This window comes from Desulfurella sp. (assembly GCF_023256235.1).
GTDB lineage: Bacteria > Campylobacterota_A > Desulfurellia > Desulfurellales > Desulfurellaceae > Desulfurella.
On record NZ_JAGDWY010000025.1, the window covers coordinates 1 to 4749 of the forward strand.

Genomic DNA, 4749 nt, shown 5'->3' on the forward strand with positions numbered 1-4749 from the left:
TTGTTCTTTGATCACGATTAAACTACCTCGAATAAGTTCTGGTCGGGGCGAGAGGATTTGAACCTCCGACACCCAGTACCCGAAACTGGTGCGCTACCAGACTGCGCTACGCCCCGCACTGAAGATAAATTATGAAATTTGTACCAATGTGTCAAGACAAATATTTACCCAAAAAAACAAAAACCAAAATTAAAATTAATTCATTTGTTTCAATTAACAATCCGTAAAAATCACCATTTAGGCCACCAAATTTTTTTGTCAAAAGATTGCCAATAAATAAACTACAGCAAACGCTAAATATTAAAATTATAATTGAAAACTTGTAAATTGGCGATAAAAAAACAATCATAATAATGCTTGCAATTATTAAATGATGGTTTTTAAGCTCATTTTTTGCATTTTGTGCCATACCAGAAGAAATGTATGGGAAAAATCTCATAGGAAATATTACACTAAAGCGCGAAGCACTTGCCGCTACAATAAACAAAGACATATTTTTAAGGTAAACAAAAGCAGTCAGTTTTGTAATTATAAATAGTGTGCCAAAAATTACCGAAAATGAACCAAGGTGGGGATCTTTTAAAATGCTCAATAATTTTTCTTTTGGGGCTTTTAAAAAAATTGCATCAAGACTGTCAAACAAGCCATCAAGATGAAGTGCTCCATAAGAAAAAATATAAAAGCAAAATATTAAAACTTTTACCAGAATATAGGGCTCAATACTTGCAATTTTGCAAAGCAAATAGACAATTAATCCTAAAATAAATCCCACAACACCATAATTTATACATGCGTAAGCATTGTAGCCTTCTTTAAATGTATAAATTCTAAATAATGGTATATTTGTTAGCATATTCCATGCTATTGCAAAACCAATAAAAAACTTTTTCATTTGATTTTTATACTAATACCTGCTGAACATAAAAACACTTCATCGCAGTTTTTGGCTATAATTTGAGCAACAATCCCATTGTAATGAGCAAACTTTCTTGCAAGTTCATTGTCAGGTATAACGCAAGCTCCTACTTCATTTATTACAAATACACAATTTTGAATTTTTGATATATTATGTGCTGTATTTTCAATTTCATTTTCCTTATTGCTCAATAACATATTGCTAACCCAAAAACTCAGGCAATCAAGTAGCTTGTATTCTTTTATAGATTGTAGCTTTTCATAGATAAAAAGTGGTTCTTCTATTGTAATAAAACTGTTTTTTCGTTCTTTTTTGTGAAGTTCAATCTTTTTTTTCATTTCTTCGTCAACTGCAATCCCTGTTGCAATAAAATATGGTTTTGTTTGGGCAATTTTAAGTGTATATTCCAATGCAAGTCGGGATTTGCCACTTTTATTTGGACCAATAAAAAGCGCATTCATCGAATAAAAATCCTCCAGTTTTCTATTATAACTAAAAACACCAATATCAAAACAATTGCTAAATCTATTTTATTTTTTTGCCTAAGTGCTCTAAATACATCAGATTCATCGAGTTTGCATTTATTAAAACCAAGCGTTGGTTTAAAAACTACTCTACCAAAATAACTTGTAGGACCACCAAGACAAACTTCAAGGGCATATGCAAAAGCTCCTATTGGATAAACTGAGTTTGGACTTGTATAGTATCTTGATAGTGTTGAAATATTTTTAATGTAGTTAAGTTTTTTGTTTAAAAAAAGCACAATTAATGCAGTTAATCTGGCTGGAATGAAGTTTAAAACATCATCAGCCCTTGCGCTAATTTTGCCAAATTTTTCATAACGAGCGTTTCTATAGCCTATCATTGAATCAAGTGTATTTGTGCATTTATAAACTATAAGCCCCCACAAACCAAAAAGCAATAGGTAAAATAACGGAGCAATAACTGCGTCATTTATGTTTTCTGCATAAGTTTCGATACAGGCTTTGTAAACATCGGATTCACTTAGACTATCAACATCGCGGCTAACCAAATACCTGAGTTTTTGCCTCGGGTTACCAGAAAGGACAACTTTTTTGACTTCTTTATAAAGCATATTGTTTGCAATCAAAATACCAGATAGACCTATCTCAAAAACATACCAGTATATTTTTGGTAAAATAATATAGATAAATCCAACAAAACAAAGTGCCAATAAGTTTGTAATTATAAAAATAATTACTCCTGCTTTTATGCTATCTTTGTAAAAATGCCTTTCAAAAAAACTTATAAACTTACCTATCAAAACAACTGGGTGGTATTTTAATTTTATTGATCCAAAAATATAATCCACAATAAATGCGCAAAAGGCTAAAAAACTATAGGAGTTTAATAAACTTATCCACATAAAAATTCATTTTAGATGTTTGTATAAATTGTGCAAGGTGTTTTTTGTAAGCTTTTTTATAGCAAAAACCATGATAATTTGGGTTTACTTTTTTTAACAAATAAGTTCTTAGTTTATCACTAAATAAAGCTTCGTGTACAAGTGTGCCAAATATATTTTCATCTTCATAAAATAGTTTTTCAGTGTGTCCAAAATGCATTTCAAATCCTTCTACATCAAAATCAATAATTTTGTAAACAGAACGCTTTAGTGTTTTTTCTCTTAAAAAGTAAACAGGACCATCAATTAAGCCCAAACCTCTTGCATGCTTGACATTTGATTCAACATTGTCAAAAATATCGCTAAATAGCATTTGATAGCCACCACATAAAGCTATAATTTTGCATTTTTTTAAAACACTGTAATCCTGTTTTTTTAAAAGCATAAGATCAAAAACTGTTTGTCTTGTACCAGGAAAAATTACTACATCAAACATTTCTGCCAAATTTAAGTCATTAAAAAATATCACTTCAACATTTTTATCCAAAACAAGTGGTTCTATATCAAAGTAATTACTTATGTGTCTAAAGCGATAAACACCTGCTCTAATAAGTGGTTTTTTACTTTGACTGTAATTATCTATATTAAAACTGTCTTCATAACCAACATTTAGTTTTTCATAAGGCAAAATACCTAAAATTGGCAAACCAAATTCATTTTCTATTATTTTTATTCCCTGGTTAAACAATCTTATATCGCCTCTAAACTTGTTAATTATAACACCAGAAATTTCAAGGCCAATTTTTTTTAATAACTCTTTGGTACCATATATGCTTGCAAATACACCACCCCTTTCAATATCTGCTACAAATACAATTTTTGGTTTAAATGTTTTTGCTATAAAAACATTAGCCAAGTCTTTTTCTAAAAAATTAAGCTCTGTTGGGCTACCTGCGCCTTCTGCTACAATTAAACCTTGCTTTTTCAGATTTTTGTAACTTTTTTCTATTGAGGATTTAAAAGTATCAATATTTGTGTAAAACTCAGTTGCATCCATCTCACCAAAAAATTTTCCATTTAAAATTATATGAAGTTTTTGATTGTTTGCTGATTTTACAAGTAGCGGATTCATAAAGTAACTAGTTTTTAAATCAATAGATTTTGCTTGAAAGTATTGAGCAAATGCAATTTCTGTATTATCGTCAGCAACTGTTGAATTATTTGAAAAATTTTGTGCTTTAAAGGGCAGGGCTTTAATATTGTTTTGCTTTAAAATATTTAATAAAAACATTGTAATTGTAGATTTTCCAGCGCTGGATGATGAGCCTAAAACCAATATGTCGTTCATTTCAGAGCCTTTTTTAGAATTTTTAGCTCTTTTTTGGTTTTAACGGCAAATCTAACATGAAATTCATCTAAAAAATCAAAATTGAAACAATCCCTAATTAAAATATTGTACGCTGATAATTTATCCTGTAGAGCAATAGAGCTTATGTGTTTTAGCTTTGCTAACAAAAAATTAGTATTAGAATCATATATTTTTTCAAATAAGCCAGAATTTTCTAAAATTTCGCGCAACATTTGTTTATTTTTTTCTATATAAATTTTTGATTTAATTTTAAATTTTTTATCTTTTAATGCATGAAGTATGTATTGTTCATCAAATACAGATATATTCCAGATAGGTGTTTTAAACTTTATTTTACTTATTAAAACGCCAACTCTTACGCCGGCACATGCATAAAATTTGCTAAAAGACTTTAAAATAATAAGTTTTTCAAAATCCTTTAAAAAGCAAAGTGCACTTTTTTTGCCACTAAAATCCAAAAAAGATTCATCTATTAGTACTGTATTATTTTGCTTGCACCATATATCAAAAAATTTTTTTAAATCGTAGTAAGTGCCATCTGGCGTAGAAGGATTTACAAAAACAACCAATGAGTCTTTAGGCGTAATTTCATAGATATTTGAAAATCTATTTATTAATTTTATTTTATTTGCCCTTTTGTATTCTGCAAAAATAGGTGCATATAAAGTAACATCTTCAAAGTGATTTATAATGGTAAATATGGCATCTGTTGAACCATTAAACAGTTGAATATAGTTTTCATCAATATTGTATTTTTTTGAGATAGCTTTTTTGAGTTTAACATATCTTGGGTCAGGGTAGGGGCTAACATTAATGTTTTTTAACTTAACTTTTGGCTTTACAAAATTTATATTCGAAGAAAAATCAATAACATCTTTTGGTTTAATATTGAGTTTTTTTGCAAAACTATAAATATCAGCGCCATGAAAAAAACTATCCAACACCGTTTATTCCACAATACTTAATAAACCAATTAAAGTATATTAAACAAATTTTATTAGTCAATCTAAATGAATATTTTTATATTAATATTCAATTTAAATAAAATAATTAATACTGCAGATTTTTCTTTACAAATTAAAAAATTTTTAATATAAT

Annotated in this window: 5 protein-coding genes and 1 tRNA gene; all 6 read right to left on the minus strand. The window is 28.6% G+C overall.

The window, feature by feature from the left end; genetic code table 11:
* Nucleotides 1-39: 39 nt before the first annotated feature.
* The 6 genes from Q0C22_RS02520 to Q0C22_RS02545 all read right to left on the minus strand — a co-directional run bounded on the left by Q0C22_RS02520 (nucleotide 40) and on the right by Q0C22_RS02545 (nucleotide 4595).
* A tRNA-Pro gene (locus tag Q0C22_RS02520) sits at nucleotides 40-116 on the minus strand.
* Between the two features lie 35 nt (nucleotides 117-151).
* A complete protein-coding gene (locus tag Q0C22_RS02525) occupies nucleotides 152-892 on the minus strand; it encodes an adenosylcobinamide-GDP ribazoletransferase (RefSeq protein ID WP_291490502.1) in 741 nt (246 codons plus the stop codon).
* Nucleotides 889-1377 carry a bifunctional adenosylcobinamide kinase/adenosylcobinamide-phosphate guanylyltransferase gene (locus tag Q0C22_RS02530; protein WP_291490503.1) on the minus strand — a complete coding sequence of 163 codons (489 nt, stop codon included), beginning with the start codon at nucleotides 1375-1377 and terminating at the stop codon, nucleotides 889-891. The genes Q0C22_RS02525 and Q0C22_RS02530 overlap by 4 nt, the downstream gene beginning before the upstream one ends.
* Nucleotides 1374-2303, minus strand: a complete 930-nt coding sequence (cbiB, locus tag Q0C22_RS02535; RefSeq protein WP_291490504.1) for an adenosylcobinamide-phosphate synthase CbiB — start codon at nucleotides 2301-2303, stop codon at nucleotides 1374-1376. The genes Q0C22_RS02530 and cbiB overlap by 4 nt, the downstream gene beginning before the upstream one ends.
* A complete protein-coding gene (locus Q0C22_RS02540) occupies nucleotides 2275-3630 on the minus strand; it encodes a cobyric acid synthase (RefSeq protein WP_291490505.1) in 1356 nt (451 codons plus the stop codon). The genes cbiB and Q0C22_RS02540 overlap by 29 nt, the downstream gene beginning before the upstream one ends.
* Complete coding sequence (locus Q0C22_RS02545) at nucleotides 3627-4595, minus strand: aminotransferase class I/II-fold pyridoxal phosphate-dependent enzyme (protein ID WP_291490506.1); 969 nt, start codon at nucleotides 4593-4595, stop codon at nucleotides 3627-3629. The genes Q0C22_RS02540 and Q0C22_RS02545 overlap by 4 nt, the downstream gene beginning before the upstream one ends.
* Nucleotides 4596-4749: the final 154 nt, after the last annotated feature.